Raw genomic sequence first — 15,843 nt, 5'->3', positions numbered from 1 at the left:
GTGGTGCCGTATCGGGTCCGCGCCGTCACGCGGCGACGGGCACCCGCGCGTACTGCCGTACCAGCGGGGCCAGTTCGCCCAGGAACGCCTCCTCGTGGGCCCGGACGAAGAAGTGCCCGCCCGGCATGGTCCGCACCTCGCAGCCCCGTCCCGCGTGCCGCCGCCACGAGACCACCTCGGGCACCGACACGAGGCGGTCCCTGCGGCCGGCGAACAGGTGCAGCGGCACCCGCAGCGGCTCGGAGGTGTACGAGGCCGCGTCGCCCGTGCACAGCAGCAGGTCGTCGCGGGCCACCGGAAGCAGCGCGGAGAGGAAGTCCGGGTGGTTCAGGAGGACTTGGGGGATGCCGCCGAGCGCGGCCAGGCTCTCGATCAGCTCCTCGTCGCTCGCCTCCGGGCGGGCGATCTGCGGCGCGGGCAGGTGCGGTGCCCGGTAGGCGCTCAGCACGACCGCGAGGGGCAGCGGGGCGCAGCGCTGCTGCCGCCGCCAGGCGAGCGAGTAGGCGATCAGCGCGCCCATGCTGTGCCCGTAGAAGATGTGGGGCATCTCCAGTTCGTCGTCGAGCTGGGCATCCATGTCGTCGATCAGGGCGCGCAGGTCGGTGAACCGCGGTTCGTCGATGCGCCCTTCGCGGCCGGGGAGCTGGATGGGCATGACCCGCACCCCCGCGCCGTGGGCGTCCAGGGTGCGCTGCCAGCGCCCGTACGCCGATGCGCCGCCGCCCGCGTACGGGAAACAGAACAGCCGTAAGTCCGCGCTCGAACTCTCGTCGATGCTGCTCCGGGCCAGGTATCGCGTCATTGTGCTCCGCCTCGGGTCCGTCCTGCGTGGGTGTGCCGGCGGGGTCCGCCGCGCGGCGCTCGGCCGGCGGCCGATCGGACGGGCGGAGCCGGGCCCGCACAGGATGGACATGCGCGGGCGAGGTCACTGCCCGGCCGGGAGGGCGCCGGATCCACTGCGGAGCGGACCCCCGACCGACACATCACGCAGCGTGCGGTCGACGGCTAAAGGACGGCCAAATCCGGGGGGCGGAGGGGGCTCGGCGGCCAGGACTCAGGCGGATCCGGAAGTGACTCGGGCGGGCCCGGACGGGACTTAGGCGGGTCTTTAGGGCGTTCCGCCAGGGTGGCGCCGACGCATGCCGTACGCCCGCACGCGCCCGCATCTCCTGCCCGCGCACCCCCTCACTAGGAGTGAGTTCATGACGTCTCCCGCCGCCCGGGAAGCCACCCGCAGTTCGACGCCGGTGGCGGTCCGCGCCGCCTGGGCGCTGCTCGGCGCGTTCCTGCTCGTCTGGGTCGTGTTCGAGATGGTCAAGCACGCGGGCTGGGTCATCCCGCTCGGCGTGCTCGGCTTCATCGCACCTGACCTGTCGTTCTTCGTCGGCGCCTCGGGCCCGCACCGGCACGGACAGCTGCCGCGCGGCACGGTGGGCGCGTACAACCTCGTCCACCGGCCGGTCGGGCCGCTGGTCTGGATGACGGTCGTGGCGCTGCTCGCGGACGGTCCCGGCCAGAATGCCGCGCCCTTCACCTTCGGCCTGGCGTGGCTGCTGCACATCGCCCTCGACCGGTCCCTGGGATACGGGCTGCGCACGCCCGACGGCTGGCAGCGCTGAACCGCCCGCACGCCCACGCCCTCACGCCCCGCCCCCGCCCCCGCCCCGGCCTTTGCCGCGCCACAAGCCCGCGTCGCGACGATCTCACGAGCCCTGACCCCCTTCATGGAGGCAGCACCCATGGACATCGAAGACCAGCCGGCCCCCGACGGCGCGAGTGCCGCCGAGCCGACCCTGAGCTACCCGTTCCACCGGCCCTCCGCCATCGAAGTACCGCCCGTGTACGAGGAGTTGAGGGAGCGGTGCCCCGTCGCTCACGTACGCCTGCCGAGCGGTGACCCGGGGCACGTGGTCACCCGCTACGACGACGTGCGCACCGTGCTCGCCGACCCCCGCTTCAGCCGCGCCGCCACCGTCGAGCCCGGCGCCCCGCAACTGTCCAGCACTCCCCCGCTGGCCGGCGGCCTGTTCACGATGGACCCGCCCGAGCACACCCGGCTGCGCAAGCTGGTCCTGCGGGAGTTCACCGGGCGTCGCGTGCAGCGGCTGCGTCCGCGCATCCAGGAACTCACCGACGGGCTGCTCGACTCGATGGAGCGTCTCGCGCCGCCCGTCGACCTCAACACCGAACTGGCGTTCCCGCTGCCGGTGATGGTCATCTGCGAGTTGCTCGGCGTGCCCTTCGAGGACCGGGGCCGCTTCCGCGCCTGGTCCGACGCCTTCGTGTCGCTCACCTCGCACACTCCCGAGGAGACCGCGGCCCAGCGCACGTCGATGATCGCGTACCTGGCGGCTCTCATCCAGCGCAAACGCGACGAGCCCACCGACGACCTCATCGGCGCGCTCGTCGCCGCCCACGACGACGAGGGCCGGCTCACCGAGCACGAGCTGATCACGATGTGCATCACGCTGCTCGTCGCCGGACACGAGACGACCGTCTCCATGATCGGCACCTGTGTGCTGACCCTGCTGCGCCACCCCGAGCACCTGGCCGCGCTGCGCGAGAACCCCGACATGATCGAGCACGCCGTCGAGGAGCTGATGCGGATCAACCCGATCGGCGACGGCGGGCCGCTGCGCATCACCCTGGAGGACGTCGAGCTCGGCGGCACGCTCATCCCCAAGGGCAGCGCCGTGCTCGCGGCGATCTGCTCGGCCAATCAGGACGCGGCGCGCTTCCCCGAGGGCTCGCCCGCCGACTTCGACCCCCGGCGCCCCTCGGCGACCCAGCACGTCGCCTTCGGCCACGGGCCGCACCACTGCCTCGGCGCGGCCCTCGCCCGCGCCGAACTGCAGATCGTCATCGGCTCACTGCTGCGCCGCTTCCCCGCCCTGAAGCTCGCCGAGGACGTCGCCGACCTGCGCATGACGACCGGGATGATGGTGCACGGCCTGACCCGGCTGCCCGTCGCCTGGTGACTTCCCCCGTGCCGCACGTCCAGCACGGGCACGGCGAAGGCCCTGACTCCCGCCCGGAGTCAGGGCCTTCGCCGTGCAGCGGCGCCTGGGTCACACACGCGAGGTGGGCCGGTGCGTGGGCACCGCGTGCGGGCCCGTCTCCTGCAACTGGAAGTACGCCCCCGCGAGCACCCGCTGCTTCAGCCGCTGGCTGCGGTCCACGACCCGGTACAGGGTGCGCCGGAGCGTGCCGCCCGCGCCGTGCAGCGCGAAGAGCCGCTCCTGGCGCAGCTGGAGCCCCCGCGATTTGCTCACGGAGACCTCCCTGGCCTGCTGGAACTCCCCGCAGGCCCGCTCCAGTTCGGCGACCGAACCGCCGGCCGCGAAGGCCTCCTGCACCAGCGGCGCCAGCGTCACCGCGTCGATGATGGCGTGGTTGACGCCCTGCCCCAGGATCGGCGTCAGGGTGTGCGCGGCGTCGCCGGTGAGGACCAGGCCGGGGCAGGACCAGCGCGGCACCAGGGTGGTGAAGATGTCGAGCATCGAGGTGTCCGACCAACTGCGGATCTCGGAGCGCACCGCGCCGGACAGCTCGGGGGCGAGCCGGTCGAGGCGCTCGTACAGGGCGGGCAGACCCTTGGCGCGCAGCTCCTTGAGGCCGCCCTTGGGGATGTTGAAGCCCACCCGCACGCTGTCGGGGCGGGTGGGGATGAACAGGCCGTGCTGATCGCCCTCGATGCGGATGCGGTACGTGCGGTCGTCCCACTCCCCCGGGAACGGCAGCTTCAGCCACACCACGTCCCGCTCAAGCGGCACGCGGGTGTAGGGCAGCCCGGACATCTCCCGCACCTTGCTGAACCGCCCGTCCGCCGCCACCGTCAGGGCGGCGTGCACGGTGACCTCGCCGTCCGGCGTGCGCGCCCGCACCCCGGTCACCGGCCCCCGGCCCTCCCGCACCAGGCCCACCGCCGTGGCCTTGCGCAGCAGCGTGAAGTGCTCGGCGTGCTCCTCGCCGAGCCCCGCGAGCGCCGAGAGGAGCGCGGGCTGCGGCATCTCGACCGGGTAGGGGTGCGGATACGGGAAGCGGGTGAAGTCGGCGCGCAGCACGGCGCTGCCGGAGTCCACTATCTCCATGCGGTGCATCTGCTGGTACGCGCCGTCGAGCCGCCCCAGGACGCCGAGGCGGTCCAGGAGCCACACCGAGTCGGGAGAGACCGACTCACCGCGGAACGACCGGTCGAAGTGGCCGCTCTGCTCCAGGACCACGACGGAGACCGAGCGCTTGGCGAGCTCCACGGCCAGGGTGAGGCCCGCGGGACCCCCTCCGACCACGCACACTTGTGCGGTCAGCTCAGTTGTCATCGTCAACGCTGCCTTTCCGGAGGAGTCACGGTCGCTCGACTCTCCCGGCAACGGCTAAAGAGGCCCTTGCAGACCGTACGCCGGCCCGGGGCCCAAGTACGCCTTTAGAGCGCCCCGGCAAGGTGATGGACATGCGCCGCACCGGTTCGGCGCGGCCCCGGGGCGAGCCCGCCGCCGGCCCCACTCCCCCGGGGGCCGGCGGCGGGCTCGACCGCTCGGCCCGGGCTCCCGGATCCCTGCTTCCGGCCCCCGGCTCCTGGCTTGCGGCCCTCAGTGCGCGGCCCGCTCCTCCACCCGCCCCTTCAGGGCATCGGTCAGCATCCCGAACCCCGCCTGGCTCTGCCGGATGACGGACCCCGTGACGGGGACGAGCGCGCCGGTGAACGTCTCGCTCTGCAACACGTGCGTGCCGCCCTCACTCGGCGTCAGCTCGAAGGAGTGCAGCCCGTCGAACACGCCGGGCACGCCCAGCCTGCCCCGCCAGCGCAGCAGCCGGCCAGGCTCGCTCGTCAGGACGGTCGGCTTGAACACCATCTCGCGGCCGCCCTTCGGCAGCCGGAAGCGCAGCATGAGGCGCTGGCCCGGCTCGGCCCGGCCCGCCGCCCGCACCAGAAACGGATTCCACTCGTGGAAACGCTCGAAATCGGTGAGCACGGCCCACACCTCGTCGGGACCGGCGCTGATCTGGACTTCGGACGCGATACGGCGCACTGTCTCTGCGCTCCTTCCGTGGCGTCCCCGCAGGGAGCCACTCACGGGATTCACTCACCGGGGGGCACCACGTAACGCTACTGGGTCAACTCGGCGAGTTGCAGAGCACTTTGAGGCCGCGCAAGCGTCCCTTCAGCGGCCGGGAACGGGCGCCGAAAGCAGCCACACGCCCGGCCTGACTTCCAGCGGCCGGCCCGCGAGGTCTCCCTCGCGGCCCGCGGCCACCGCCGCCTCCACGGCGCCGAGCGTGCGCGTGGCGTACTCCTCCCAGCGCCGGTCGCCCGCGCGCCGGGCCTGCGCCGCGCACTCGGCGAGGCGGCCCCCGGCCTCGGCGGCCCGGCCCTCCCGCAGCGCCACGAGGGCCAGGCCGCGCAGGGCCTCGGCGGTGCCACGGGGGTCGTTCTCGGCCTGCCCGGCCGACAGCGCCCGCACGTAACAGCGCTCGGCGCGCGCCCCGCGGCCCTGCCCGAGCATGACGTCCGCCTCGCCGGACAAGCAGCGGGCGGCGGACGCGCGGTCCCCGCAGCGGGTGAAGAGGTGCCAGGCGAGGCGGTAGCGGTCGACGGCCGTCGCCGTCTCCTGCCGCTGCCACGCCAGATCGCCGAGGGAGCGAAGGACCGCGGCCTCCGCGTGCGGGTCACCGGCCTGCCGCGCCGCGTCCAGGGCGAGTTGATGCCCCTGCGCCCAGTCGTCCCACAGCGCCCCGGTCTCGTAGTAGCCCGCCGACGCCGACGCCAGGGCGGAGCAGAGCTGCCAGAGTCCGGCCGCGTGCGTCTGCCGCACGGTCTCCAGGAGGCCCGCCGCCTCCTCCCGGAACCACTGGAGGGGCGCCGATCCGATCAGCGCCTCGGGGCTGATGCCGGCCGGAGGCCGAAGGGTGTCCCCCAGAGGGTCGCGCCCCGGCGCGAGCAGGGCGTCGGCGTGCCGCGCGAGGGCCAGGAAGGCACGGCCGAGCCGGTCGGTCGCCGACACCGGCCGCCTGTCGAGCAGTTCGAGGGAGAGGGACCGCAGCAGGGGGTGGAAGCCGTAGCGCACCGTGGTCAGCTGCCCCGGGCGGGCGCCGGCCTCCAGGAGCCGGGCGCGCACCAGCTCCTCGGTGTGCCGCTCGGCCTGCGGGAGTTCCGTGTCGAGCAGCGCCGCCGCGCTCCACAGCGGGAAGTCGGGCAGCGGGGCGAGCCCGAGCAGCCGGAACGCCTGCCGTCCCTGTATCCCCACGTCCCGGTAGGCGGTCAGCAGACTGCTGCGCACGTCGAGGTCGCCGAGTTCGAGCGAGCTGAGCCGGGTCCGCTCGTCGGCGAGCCGTGCCACGAGGTCCGCGGCGCTCCAGTGCGGCCGCGCCGCGAGCCCCGCGGCGGCCACGCGCAGCGCGAGCGGCAGGTTGCCGCACAGCCGGGCGGTCTCGCCGACGGCGGCCGGGTCCTCGCGCATCGCGGGACCGCCGCACCGCACGAGCAGTTCTTCCGCCTCCTCCCGGCTGAACACGTCGAGGACGAGGTGCTGTACGCCGTCGAGGGCGCCGAGCGCGTGCCGCCCGGTCAGCAGGACCGTGCTGTCGGGCAGCGCGGCGAGCACCGGCCGCACCTGCGCCTCGGACACCGCGTCGTCCAGGACGATGAGCATCTTGCGGGCCTTGGTCAACTCGTAGACCAGATCGGCGGGTTCGGACTCCGGAGCGGCACCGGCTGACTCCCCCTGGGCGCCGCCCACCACGGGCGGCGCGTCTTCCCTGCCGCCTCGCAGCCGGCGCAGCAGCGTCGTCAGAGCGGCATGCGGGGTCAGGACGCGCCCACCGGCGTCGCGCAGCAACAGCAGCACCCGGCCGTCGGGGAAGAGATCGCCCGCGTCGTGCGCGAGGCGCGCCGCGAGGGCGGTCTTCCCGGCCCCGGCCCGCCCGGACATCGCGAGCACCCGCCCCGGCAGCGGCCCGGCGCCCGCCAGGAACCGTCTGCCCAGGGCCAGTTGGCTCTCGCGCCCGGTGAAGTGGTCCACCGGTCCCGGCAGCCGCACCACGGGCCCCGCCGGGCGGTGCGGAGTCCCGGGGGTACGGGGAGTGTCCTGCTGCCAGGTCAGCGCGGGGTCGGAGGCGAGGATCCGCTCCAGGAGGCGGCTCATCACGGGGCCGGGTTCCACCCCGAGTTCGTCGACGAGTCCGCGGCGGGCCCGGTGGTAGACGTGCAGGGCGTCCGACTGCCGTCCCGAGCGGTACAGCGCGACCATCAGATGGCAGTGCAGGGTCTCGCGCAGGGGGTGGTCATGGGCGAGCGCCATGAGTTCACCGATCAGCTCCTGGTGGCGGCCCATGCGCAGATCGGCGGAGATCCGCTGCTCCAGGGCCTCCAGGCGCAGCTCGTCGAGCCGGATCGCGGAGGTCTGCAGGGTCGGCCCGTGCGGAATGCCGGAGAGGGCGGGGCCCGTCCACAGGGCGAGCGCCCGCGAGAGCCGCCGGGAGGCCTCCGCGTAGTCCTTGCGCCCGTAGGCCGCCCGCCCCTCGTCCCGTAACGTCTCGAAGACCAGCAGGTCGAGGTCGTCGTCGGCGACCCGGAGCAGATAGCCGGGCGGCACGGTCAGCAGCGGCTGCGCGCCGTCCCCGACGCCCGCGACGCCGTCCGCGAGCGCCTTGCGCAGGTGGGAGACGTAGACCTGGAGGGTGGTGGCGGCCGTGCGGGGCGGCTCCTCGCTCCACAGTTCGTCGATGAGGGCGTGTGTCGACACCACGCTGTTGCTCTGCATGAGCAGGGTGGCGAGCACCACGCGCGGCTTGGCCGCGGTCGGCGCCCGCGGTGCCATCCGTACCGGTCCGAGCACTCGGAATCGCATGGCGTGCCTAGCAGTCCTGCAGTACGGACGCGGACACCCTGGCCACTTCGCGGTCGCCCTGCAGGAAGTCGAGGCGTAACCGCGCCGTGGGCAGCCCGGCGGCATCCCGCACGATGCCCCCGTCGTCCGGCTTCTGCGGGTGCACCGCGCAGTGGAGGGGGAGCGCGGGTTCGGCGAAGCCGCGGAAGTCACCGTGCCAGCGGGTGAGCAGCGCGTGCGACGTGACGAATCCGTGCAGCTCGGCGGCGGCCATCAGGGCGGCCTGCCGCGAGGCCTCCAGGAACAGCGCCGCGGGCACCTCGTCGCCGAGCACCTGTCCCGCGGCGTCCAGGTCCACGGGGAAGACGAGCCGTTCGTCCTCGCCCTCGACCGGAAGGCCCACGAGTACGTTGCGGGAGCTGCGGCGCCCCACGCGTTCGGGCGCGGGCACGCCGGTCACCGCGAACTGCCCGTGTCCGGCCAGGAGGCTCTGTTCGCTCTGCCGCCGGCCCGCCTCGCGGTGTCCGCGGTGCACTCCGGGCGAGAGGAAGACGAGCTCGGCACCGGCCGTTCCGCAGCGCCGTCCGCCGATCGACACGACGGCCTCGCATTCAAGGCCGCGGGGCACTCCCGTGATCACGTTGACCGGGGTGAGGGCGAGTTCGAGCGCGATCCGGGCGGGCCCGCCGGAGTGCCGCCACGGGGCCACGTCGGTGATCTCCGTGCCGCTCGCGGAGACGGCGGTGATCCGCTGCGGCGGCACCCGGAAGTACTGCCGGGCCGCGAAGAGGGCGGCGTGCCGCAGCGCCTCGACGGGGAAGAGCAGATCGTGGAAGGGCGCGGCCACATCGCCGAACAGCGGGTGTCCTTCGGGCAGTTCGGTCGCGTAGGTGAAGCTCTGCCGCACGGGTGCGCCCGCGTCGAGGAGGAAGGCCTCGGGGCTTTCCGGCTTGTGCACCAAGTGCTGAGGACCGCGGAAGAACGGCGAAAGCTCGGGCACGATGTCCATGGCAGTCCTTCGGGGCGGGCGACCGAATCCTTGGCACGTTCGAGTCTCGGTCACACCCCGCCGACCAGGGAATCCTCGCCGTCATGCCTTCAACATGACGAATTCATGCGTGTCCCCGCACGCCCTCCCCGCACGCCCGTACGGCGGGCGGGCGAGCGGGCGGCGCTCAGCCGGGAGTGACCGGCAGGACGTCCGGCGACAGGGCCGCCGCGTGCGACGTGGCGCTCGTCATCCGCTTGCGGTGGTGGCGGCGGCACAGCACCTCGTAACCCACCTCGTCCGCCGCGTGGTTGACGTCGCCGACGACGACCTGGGCGCCTTCCACGACCATCGCACCGCCTATGGTGCGGGCGTTGTGGGTGGCGCGGGCGCCGCACCAGCACAGGGCCTCGACCTGCAACACCTCGACGCGGTCGGCGAGTTCGACCAGGCGCTGCGAGCCGGGGAAGAGCTTGGAGCGGAAGTCCGTGGTGATGCCGAAGGCGAAGACGCCGAGCCCCAGGTCGTCCACGACCCGGGCGAGCTGGTCAATCTGCCCGGGGGCGAGGAACTGCGCCTCGTCCACGATCACGTAGTCCGCGCGTCCGCCCCGCGAGAGATGGTCGACGAGATGGGCGTAGAAGTCGAAGTCGTCCGCGGCCTCGATCGCGTCCGTGACGAGGCCGAGCCGCGAGGAGAGCTTGCCCTCGCCCGCGCGGTCGTCACGGGTGAAGATCATCCCTTTCAGGCCGCGGGCCGAGCGGTTGTGCTCGATCTGCAGAGCCAGCGTGCTCTTTCCGCAGTCCATCGTTCCGGAGAAGAACACCAGCTCGGGCATGGGGAGTTGCGGCCTTTCGGGGCGTACGGCGTGCAGTGCTCAAGGGAGGTCCGGTCAGGAGCGTACTTCGATCAGGGGCACGAGCTGCTCGACGGGGGTCATGGAACCGTGCATGCCGACCAGGGCCGACTCCTTGGGCTCCTTCTCGGTGGCGATGATCGCCACGTCGTCGTGGGCCGCCGCGATGACATCGCCGATGCGCCCGCGGACCCGCTCGTCGACGGCGCCCGGCGGGCCGAACCAGCCCGCCGCGATCGCCTCGTCGCGGCCCGCCACCCAGAACTGCTCGCCGAGCACCTCGCGCCAGACGGTCAGGACGTCGTTCTCGGCGCCCGGCACCGCGTACACGTGGCGGGCGCGGCCCTCGCCGCCGAGGAGGGCGACACCGGCGCGCAGCTCCCAGTCCTCGTCGAAGTCGATGCGGGACTGCTCGTCGAAGGGGATGTCGAGCATGCCGTGGTCGGCGGTGACGTACAGGGCGCTGCGCGGCGGGAGTTGCTCGGCCAGCCGCTGGACGAGGCGGTCGACGTACATGAGCTGGCCGCGCCAGGCGTCGGAGTCGACGCCGAAGCGGTGACCCTTGCCGTCGACCTCCGCGTAGTACGTGTAGACCAGGGACCGGTCACCCGCGCCCAGCTGCTCGGCGGCGAGGTCCATGCGGTCCTCGCCGGAGAGCTTGCCCCGGAAGGTGCCGCCGCTCAGCGCGATCTTGGTGAGCGGGGTCCGCTCGAAGGTCGGCGACGACACCTGGGCGGTGTGCACACCCGCGGCGTGGGCCTGCTGGAAGACGGTGGGGTACGGCTGCCACTTGCGGGGGTCCGTCCACGGGTTCCAGCGGAGCTGGTTCATCAGCTCGCCGGTGGCGGGGTTGCGGACGGTGTAGCCGGGCAGTCCGTGCGAGGCGGGCGGCAGGCCCGTGCCGACCGAGGCGAGCGAGGTCGCCGTGGTGGCGGGGAAGCCGGCGGTGATCGGACGGCCCGTATTGCCACGGGACGAACTGATGAGCGAGGTCAGGAAGGGCGCCTCCGCCGGGTGGGCGCGCAGCTGCTCCCAGCCGAGGCCGTCGATCAGGAAGACGCAGTTCCGGTCGGCCGGGGCGAGTTCTTGGATGACGGGTGCGAAGCCTTCGACGCCCTGGTGCGCGACGAGCGTGGGCAGCAGGTCGGCGAGCGAGCCGACGCCGTACTCGGGCAGGGGGGCGGAGTCGAGGGAGAGCGGCTGTACGTCGTCCCAGGCGGGCAGGGACATCAGCGGGCGGTGTCCGCGGTCGCCTCGGACAGCGCCTGTGCGAAGGCAAGGGTCTGGCGCACGGTGTCCGGGCCGTCGCCCGCCTCGCTGACGCGCAGGCTGAGGTCGTCGGCGGTGGAGCTGCCGGTGTAGCCGTGGTCCGCCTCGCAGTTGGGGTCACCGCAGGCGGCGGGCTCGATGTCGATGCGCGCCACGGCGCCCCAGCCGATGGTCAGGACGACCTCGCGGGGCAGCGAGCCCGGAACGTACTTCTCGGGGTTGGCGACGACACGGCTGACGACGACCGAGGAGATCCGGCCGATCTTCACGGACTCCGTGGAGGTCGTCGCGTACGGCGTCGGGGAGGTGCTGTCCGCCGCCTGCTCGTCCGTGTGGCTGACGATGAAGCGGTTGCCGGTCAGGACGAGGACCGTCACGTGCCGGCGCACTTCGTTCGCGTCGAACGTGGTCTCCTGGTGGACCAGGTACGACCCGATGGGTTCGCCGCCGATCGCGGCCTCCACCGCCTCGGCCACGAGGGCCGGGTAGTAGCCGCTGCGCTCGATCGCCGCGCGCAGCCCCTGGGTCGTCGTACCGGTCTTTGCCATGCCGTCCATCCTACGACCCGGCGGAGGGCACGCGGTGCCCCACCGGCCGCCTCAGTACCCGGGCAGGGCCCGCGGACCGAGGTCGTCGCGGGCGGGCGGGGGCGCGAGACGCACGGAGGCGCCGAGCACGGAGAGGCCGCGCTGGGCGACGACCACGGGCTCCAGGGACACGGTGACCACCTCGGGGTGATCGTCGACGAGGCGCGAGACCCGCTGGAGCAGTTCCTCCAGGGCGGGAGTGTCCACGGGCGCCGAGCCGCGCCAGCCGAAGAGGAGCGGGGCGGTCCGGATGGACCTGATCAGGGAGCCCGCGTCGCGCTCCGTGACCGGGATCAGCCGGTGCCCGGTGTCGCCGAGCAGCTCGGACGCGGCGCCGGCGAGCCCGAAGGAGAGCACCGCTCCGGCCGCCGGGTCGATGACCGCGCGGACGACGGTGTCGACGCCGCGGGGCGCCATCGCCTGCACCACGGGCCGCAGCTCGACGGGCTTGCCGAACGTCTCGGTCAATTCGGCGTAGGCACGGCGCAATTGCTCTTCGTCCGCCAGGTCGAGGCGCACACCGCCGAGGTCGGCGCGGTGGCGCAGGTGCGGGGCCGTGGTCTTGAGGGCCACGGGGAAACCGAGCGTACGGGCGGCGGCCACCGCCGCGTCCGGGTCGGGCGCGGGCAGGGCGTCCCGTACGTCGATGCCGTACCGCCCGAGCAGTTCGCGCGCGTCGTCCTGCGTGAGGGTGGCACCACGCGGATCGTCTTGCCCGGCAAGCAGCTCATCGATCCGCCGGGCGGTGCCGTGCTCGTCGATGTCCTCGTACTCATGCACTTTCCCGGGCTCCCCGGCCTCACGCCGCCACTGCCCGTACTTAACGGCTTCAGCAAGCGCACGGACGGCGCGCTCGGCGGCGGGGTAGGCGGGGATGGAGGTGCGGTCATGTGCCCCGGCTGTGGGCAGGCGTTCCGCAGGGCGATTGGGGTCTCCCCTGCTCGAACGAAGTTGAGAGCTTGGGGAAGGGTGGGCACAGCCCTCAGTGCCGGGTGCGGGTGCAGGGGCGCCGGGGCGAGTACGGCTGGCAGCAGCCAGCGCCTCGGCGAGCCCGCCGAGCTCGACGTGCACCACGGCCACCGGCTTCGCCGGACACCCCGCGGCCGCATCCCGCAGAGCGGCGGCAAGCTCCTCCCCCTCGGGAGACTCGGGAGTGGGCCCGTCCTCCCCCACCCAGGGAATGGCAGTCACGATCACCGAGTCACAGGCATCGTCCGACAGGGCGTCGACCAACGCCCCCCGGAAGTCATCCGGGGTAGCCCCGGTCGTGAGATCCCGCGGCGGCATCGGCCGAAGCCCATCGGCAACACACGCGTCGTACGTGAGCAGCCCGAGCGACTCGGAGTTCCCGAGAATCGCCACCCGCGGCCCCGCGGGCAACGGCTGCCCCGCAAGCAACAGCCCCGCATCCACCATCTCGGTGACGGTGTCGACCCGGATGACCCCCGCCTGCCGCAGCAGCGCCGACACCGTGGCATACGGAAGCCGCGTGGCCTGCACGGCGTGCCCCGTGGGCGCGATCCCGCTGTGCTTGGCCCCCTGCACCACGACCAGCGGCTTCGCCGTCGCCGCCCGCCGGGCGAGCCGGGTGAACTTGCGCGGGTTGCCGATGGATTCCAGGTACATCAGGGCGACATCGGTGTCGGGGTCCTCGTACCAGTACTGGAGCACGTCGTTGCCGGAGACGTCCGCGCGGTTGCCCGCACTCACGAAGGTCGAGAGACCCGCACCGCGCCGGTGCAGCCCGGACAGCAGCGCGATGCCGATCGCGCCGGACTGGGTGAACAGGCCGATCCGTCCGCGCTCGGGAGGGTGCGGGGCCAGCGAGGCGTTGAGCCGTACGTCCGGCGACGTATTGATGACCCCGAAGGCGTTCGGGCCGAGGATGCGCGTGCCGTACGACCGCGCCTGCCGCACGAGCTCGCGCTGCCGCTCACGCCCTTCGGGACCGCTCTCCGCGTATCCGGCGGAGATCACGACGAGCCCGGGCACGCCGCGCTCACCGCACTCGGCGACGGCCTGCGGCACCCGCTCGGCGGGCACGGTGACGACGGCGAGATCGACGGGCGCGTCGATGTCCCGCACGGAGCGGTACGCGGGCACCCCGTCGATCTCACCGCCCCCGGCGCCTTCGTCGAACGCGCTGTTCACCGCGTACAGGCTCCCCGTGAAGCCCGCCCCGCGCAGATTGCGCAGGACGCTGCGGCCCACGCCGCCCGGCGTGCGTCCGACGCCGATCACGGCGACCGACCCCGGGGTGAGCAGCCGCTGGACCGACCGCGCCTCGGCGCGCTGCTCCCTGGCGCGCTGCACGGCGAGCGAGCGGTCGGTCGGCTCCAGATCGAATTCGAGCCGTACGACGCCGTCCTCGAAGCTGCGTTTCTGCTGGTAGCCCGCGTCCGTGAACACCTTGATCATCTTGGTGTTGGCGGGCAGCACCTCGGCGGCGAAGCGCCGGATGCCGCGCTCCCTGGCGACGGCCGCGATGTGTTCGAGGAGGGTGGAGGCGACGCCGCGGCCCTGATGGGCGTCCTGCACCAGGAAGGCGACCTCGGCCTCGTCGGCGGGCGCGCTCGCGGACATGCCGCGGGAGTCGATGCGGTCGAAGCGCACGGTCGCGATGAACTCGCCGCCCACGGTGGCCGCGAGACCCACCCGGTCCACTTGGTCGTGATGGGTGAACCGGTGGACGTCCTTGGCGGACAGGCGGGGGTAGGGCGCGAAGAAGCGGTAGTACTTCGACTCGTCCGAGACCTGCTCGTAGAAGCTGACGAGGCGGTCCGCGTCCTCGGCTGTGATCGGCCTGATCCGCGCGGTGCCTCCGTCACGCAGGACGACATCGGCTTCCCAGTGGGAGGGATATGCCTGCCGGTCCGACGGGGTCGTCATGGGGCCAGGGTACGGGTCGCGGGTGCGCGGCGGCCGGGGCAGGCTAGGAGTCGTCGAAGGGCGGGACGCGGGCCCGTGGCACGAGGACGTACGGTCGACGGGGCAGGACCACCGGTCGATGCCGTACGGACCAGCGGCCGGCGGAGCACGCGCAACGGCATGAGACACTGGTCTAGACAACTGTGAGACATCCGGAAGGGCAGCAACACATGGCTGAGCGCCGCGTCAACGTCGGCTGGGCCGAGGGCCTTCACGCCCGACCCGCCTCCATCTTCGTCCGCGCGGCCACCGCCGCCGGCGTCCCCGTGACGATCGCCAAGGCTGACGGCAACCCCGTGAACGCCGCCTCCATGCTCGCCGTGCTCGGCCTGGGCGCGCAGGGCGGCGAGGAGATCGTGCTCGCCTCCGACGCCGAGGGTGCGGACGCCGCTCTCGACCGTCTGGCGAAGCTGGTCGCCGACGGCCTCGAGGAGCTTCCCGAGACCGTCTAGCAAAGACCGGTACTCGTACGGCGAAGGGCCTGCCCGAATTCGGGGCGGGCCCTTCGCCGTTTCCGCGCACCCCATCGAATACCGAGGGCTTTTACCGAATTCGGGCAGCAGAAATAACGCCCCCGCCGAATAGCACTTCTTTGTATACGGCGCCTCTGTTAATGCCGGAGGCCCACCGTGTTTACGGCATGTTGCGAATCCCTCACACGATCACGGCCCACGGTCCGGTGACCTTGCGGAACCGGAGAAAAGCGCGGCCTGTGCGCGGCCGTCGACCGTTCCGCGTGGGCCGCGGCGAGCGACCTGGCCCGTTCCGCGTCCCCGCGGGCGACCGCGTCGACGATCGCGGCGTGCTCCGCCCAGGACTCCGCGGGAGCGGCCGGGCCCTCGACGACGTACATCCAGGCGATCTTGTGGCGGAGCTGGGTGAGCAGCGCCGTGAGGCCGGGGCTGCCGGACGACTGGGCGAGCGTCTCGTGGAACCAGCCGCTCAGCGAGCGCAGATCCTCGCTCTGGCCGCGCCGGGAACGCTCCTGGCCGAGCCTGACGAGGCCGCGCAGGACCTTCAGGTGCGCCTCCGTGCGGCGCTGTGCGGCGCGGGCGGCGCCGAGCGGCTCCAGGAGCACGCGCATCTCCAGGAGGTCGGCGGCCTCCTGCTCGGTGGGCTCGGCGACGCAGGCGCCCGCGTGCCGGCGCGTGACGACGAAGCCCTCGGCCTCCAGGGTGCGCAGGGCCTCGCGCACGGGGACGCGGGAGACTCCGTAGCGGCGCGCGAGCAGTTCCTCGGTGAGCCGGCCGCCCCGTTCGTAGACACCGGAGACGATGTCGTCCCGGATGGCCGTGCACACCGAGTGCGCGGGAATGCGCATGAGCTGACCTCCGCCTTAATCCCCGCGAAACGCGGTCGACCGACGCTTTTTCAGTGACTCTATTGCAG

Annotated in this window: 13 protein-coding genes; 3 read left to right on the top strand and 10 right to left on the bottom strand. The window is 72.9% G+C overall.

Annotated features, from left to right (window positions below; genetic code table 11):
• Nucleotides 1–25: 25 nt before the first annotated feature.
• Nucleotides 26–802 carry an alpha/beta fold hydrolase gene (locus tag ABZ906_RS00545; protein ID WP_361375693.1) on the bottom strand — a complete coding sequence of 259 codons (777 nt, stop codon included), beginning with the start codon at nucleotides 800–802 and terminating at the stop codon, nucleotides 26–28.
• A 400-nt stretch (nucleotides 803–1,202) separates the two neighbouring features.
• Here ABZ906_RS00545 and ABZ906_RS00540 point away from each other — a divergent pair, with 400 nt between their 5' ends.
• Complete coding sequence (locus tag ABZ906_RS00540; RefSeq protein ID WP_361375690.1) at nucleotides 1,203–1,619, top strand: DUF4260 family protein; 417 nt, start codon at nucleotides 1,203–1,205, stop codon at nucleotides 1,617–1,619.
• Nucleotides 1,620–1,739: 120 nt separating this feature from the next.
• Nucleotides 1,740–2,978: a cytochrome P450 gene (locus ABZ906_RS00535; protein WP_361375687.1), complete on the top strand. Its 1,239-nt coding sequence runs from the start codon at nucleotides 1,740–1,742 to the stop codon at nucleotides 2,976–2,978.
• A 90-nt stretch (nucleotides 2,979–3,068) separates the two neighbouring features.
• Here the strand turns inward: ABZ906_RS00535 and ABZ906_RS00530 are convergent, their stop codons facing one another.
• From ABZ906_RS00530 to ABZ906_RS00495, 8 genes are all read right to left on the bottom strand, one after another.
• Nucleotides 3,069–4,319 carry an FAD-dependent oxidoreductase gene (locus ABZ906_RS00530; RefSeq protein WP_361375684.1) on the bottom strand — a complete coding sequence of 417 codons (1,251 nt, stop codon included), beginning with the start codon at nucleotides 4,317–4,319 and terminating at the stop codon, nucleotides 3,069–3,071.
• 270 nt (nucleotides 4,320–4,589) lie between these two features.
• Nucleotides 4,590–5,030 carry an SRPBCC domain-containing protein gene (locus ABZ906_RS00525; RefSeq protein WP_361197705.1) on the bottom strand — a complete coding sequence of 147 codons (441 nt, stop codon included), beginning with the start codon at nucleotides 5,028–5,030 and terminating at the stop codon, nucleotides 4,590–4,592.
• Between the two features lie 132 nt (nucleotides 5,031–5,162).
• Nucleotides 5,163–7,847, bottom strand: coding sequence for a BTAD domain-containing putative transcriptional regulator (locus ABZ906_RS00520; RefSeq protein WP_361375681.1), 2,685 nt, complete (start codon nucleotides 7,845–7,847; stop codon nucleotides 5,163–5,165).
• 7 nt (nucleotides 7,848–7,854) lie between these two features.
• Nucleotides 7,855–8,835 (bottom strand): AfsA-related hotdog domain-containing protein, encoded by a 981-nt coding sequence (locus ABZ906_RS00515; RefSeq protein ID WP_361197712.1) that lies wholly within the window; start codon nucleotides 8,833–8,835, stop codon nucleotides 7,855–7,857.
• Between the two features lie 166 nt (nucleotides 8,836–9,001).
• Nucleotides 9,002–9,652, bottom strand: coding sequence for a thymidine kinase (locus ABZ906_RS00510; RefSeq protein ID WP_361197977.1), 651 nt, complete (start codon nucleotides 9,650–9,652; stop codon nucleotides 9,002–9,004).
• A gap of 54 nt (nucleotides 9,653–9,706) precedes the next feature.
• Nucleotides 9,707–10,900, bottom strand: a complete 1,194-nt coding sequence (locus ABZ906_RS00505; RefSeq protein ID WP_361197715.1) for a nucleotide pyrophosphatase/phosphodiesterase family protein — start codon at nucleotides 10,898–10,900, stop codon at nucleotides 9,707–9,709.
• Nucleotides 10,900–11,496, bottom strand: a complete 597-nt coding sequence (locus tag ABZ906_RS00500) for a DUF5998 family protein (RefSeq protein WP_361197718.1) — start codon at nucleotides 11,494–11,496, stop codon at nucleotides 10,900–10,902. Before ABZ906_RS00500 ends, ABZ906_RS00505 begins: the two co-directional genes overlap by 1 nt.
• 42 nt (nucleotides 11,497–11,538) lie before the next feature.
• Nucleotides 11,539–14,415 carry a GNAT family N-acetyltransferase gene (locus ABZ906_RS00495; RefSeq protein WP_361375678.1) on the bottom strand — a complete coding sequence of 959 codons (2,877 nt, stop codon included), beginning with the start codon at nucleotides 14,413–14,415 and terminating at the stop codon, nucleotides 11,539–11,541.
• A gap of 209 nt (nucleotides 14,416–14,624) precedes the next feature.
• On the opposite strand from ABZ906_RS00495, the gene ABZ906_RS00490 reads away from it, so the two are divergent.
• Nucleotides 14,625–14,906 carry an HPr family phosphocarrier protein gene (locus tag ABZ906_RS00490; RefSeq protein WP_190085156.1) on the top strand — a complete coding sequence of 94 codons (282 nt, stop codon included), beginning with the start codon at nucleotides 14,625–14,627 and terminating at the stop codon, nucleotides 14,904–14,906.
• A gap of 158 nt (nucleotides 14,907–15,064) precedes the next feature.
• Here the strand turns inward: ABZ906_RS00490 and ABZ906_RS00485 are convergent, their stop codons facing one another.
• Nucleotides 15,065–15,775, bottom strand: coding sequence for a GntR family transcriptional regulator (locus tag ABZ906_RS00485; RefSeq protein ID WP_361197726.1), 711 nt, complete (start codon nucleotides 15,773–15,775; stop codon nucleotides 15,065–15,067).
• Nucleotides 15,776–15,843 lie beyond the last annotated feature (68 nt).

Source organism: Streptomyces sp. NPDC046925 (assembly GCF_040644915.1).
Lineage (GTDB): Bacteria > Actinomycetota > Actinomycetes > Streptomycetales > Streptomycetaceae > Streptomyces.
This window is presented reverse-complemented; position numbering and strand designations above follow the sequence as displayed.

Coding starts and splice junctions, on each gene's coding strand:
- ABZ906_RS00490 (WP_190085156.1), top strand. CDS start 14,625: ATGGCTGAGCGCCGCGTCAACGTCGGCTGGGCCGAGGGCCTTCACGCC.
- ABZ906_RS00500 (WP_361197718.1), bottom strand. CDS start 11,496: ATGGACGGCATGGCAAAGACCGGTACGACGACCCAGGGGCTGCGCGCG.
- ABZ906_RS00510 (WP_361197977.1), bottom strand. CDS start 9,652: ATGCCCGAGCTGGTGTTCTTCTCCGGAACGATGGACTGCGGAAAGAGC.
- ABZ906_RS00545 (WP_361375693.1), bottom strand. CDS start 802: ATGACGCGATACCTGGCCCGGAGCAGCATCGACGAGAGTTCGAGCGCG.
- ABZ906_RS00495 (WP_361375678.1), bottom strand. CDS start 14,415: ATGACGACCCCGTCGGACCGGCAGGCATATCCCTCCCACTGGGAAGCC.
- ABZ906_RS00505 (WP_361197715.1), bottom strand. CDS start 10,900: ATGTCCCTGCCCGCCTGGGACGACGTACAGCCGCTCTCCCTCGACTCC.
- ABZ906_RS00515 (WP_361197712.1), bottom strand. CDS start 8,835: ATGGACATCGTGCCCGAGCTTTCGCCGTTCTTCCGCGGTCCTCAGCAC.
- ABZ906_RS00520 (WP_361375681.1), bottom strand. CDS start 7,847: ATGCGATTCCGAGTGCTCGGACCGGTACGGATGGCACCGCGGGCGCCG.
- ABZ906_RS00535 (WP_361375687.1), top strand. CDS start 1,740: ATGGACATCGAAGACCAGCCGGCCCCCGACGGCGCGAGTGCCGCCGAG.
- ABZ906_RS00485 (WP_361197726.1), bottom strand. CDS start 15,775: ATGCGCATTCCCGCGCACTCGGTGTGCACGGCCATCCGGGACGACATC.
- ABZ906_RS00530 (WP_361375684.1), bottom strand. CDS start 4,319: ATGACAACTGAGCTGACCGCACAAGTGTGCGTGGTCGGAGGGGGTCCC.
- ABZ906_RS00540 (WP_361375690.1), top strand. CDS start 1,203: ATGACGTCTCCCGCCGCCCGGGAAGCCACCCGCAGTTCGACGCCGGTG.